We start from the raw sequence: 1056 nt of genomic DNA, 5'->3' as shown, positions 1-1056 counted from the left end.
AAACCCCCGCCCCCCCCCGGCGCGGCGGTTACCGCCCCCCCCCCCCCGCCCGGGGGGGGGCCCCCCCCCCCCCCCCCGCGGGGCCCCCCCCGCCGTTCTTCCGCCTGCCGGGTGAAGGTGGAGAAGACGATCACGAGGCAGGACGCTCAAGGGGCCTCAGGGGGCCAGCAGCAGCGTGTGCGCGCGCTCCTTGGCGGCGGCGTAGCGCTTGGCCACGTCCTGCCAGTTGACGACCTGCCACATCGCCTCGATGAAGTCGACCTTCTGGTTCTTGTACTGAAGGTAGAAGGCGTGCTCCCAGGCGTCGAAGACCAGGATCGGCACGGAGCCCTGGCCGACGTTGCCCTGGTGGTCGTAGATCTGCTCGACGATCAGGCGGCCGCTGACCGGCTCGAAGGCGAGCACGCCCCAGCCGGAGCCCTGCGTGGTGGCGGCGGCCTTCGTCAGCTGTGCCTTGAAACCGGTGTACGAACCGAAGTTCTCGGCGAGGGCGTCGGCCAGCTCGCCCACGCCGTCCTTCGCGTCCGGCTCGCCGCCGCCGTCACCGCTCATGTTGTGCCAGTAGATGCTGTGCAGGATGTGCCCGGAGAGGTGGAACGCGAGGTTCTTCTCCAGCCCGTTGATGCCGCCCCACTGCTCCTTGTCGCGGGCCGCGGCGAGCTGCTCCAGGGTGTCGTTCGCGCCCTTCACATAGGCCGCGTGGTGCTTGTCGTGGTGCAGCTCGATGATCTCGGGGCTGATGACCGGGGCCAGCGCCGAGTAGTCGTAGGGGAGCTCCGGAAGGGTGTAGGTCGCCATGTGCCCAGCCTCTCCAACTGCTTACGCCTTCTTATTGCAACAGGGAGCTATTGCAATTGATGTGCAAGAACGCTCGCTACGCTACCAGCCGGGGTGATCACCGGCCCGGTAAGGGCGGGCTGCCCGGTGCCGAAGACGGAGGCGGGGGGGGGGGGGGGGCGGCGGGCCCGCCCCCCCCCCCCCCCCCCCCGCCCCCCCCCCCCGCGGCCCGCGCCCCCCCCCCCCCCCCCCCCCCCCCCCCCCCCCGCCCGCCCACAC

General features: G+C 72.0%; 1 protein-coding gene. It reads right to left on the bottom strand.

The genetic code is table 11. From position 1 onward, the window contains the following. Window positions 1-156: 156 nt before the first annotated feature. Window positions 157-798, bottom strand: coding sequence for a superoxide dismutase (locus ACFWWQ_RS16730; RefSeq protein ID WP_384596680.1), 642 nt, complete (start codon window positions 796-798; stop codon window positions 157-159). Window positions 799-1056: the final 258 nt, after the last annotated feature.

Source organism: Streptomyces sp. NPDC059080, assembly GCF_042739975.1.
Classification (GTDB): Bacteria; Actinomycetota; Actinomycetes; order Streptomycetales; family Streptomycetaceae; genus Streptomyces; species Streptomyces benahoarensis.
The sequence above is the reverse complement of the archived record's forward strand: the minus strand, read 5'-3'. Positions and strand labels throughout refer to the sequence as shown.

Excerpts from the sequence above, each read along its gene's own strand:
- ACFWWQ_RS16730 (WP_384596680.1), bottom strand. The coding sequence starts at position 798 with ATGGCGACCTACACCCTTCCGGAGCTCCCCTACGACTACTCGGCGCTG.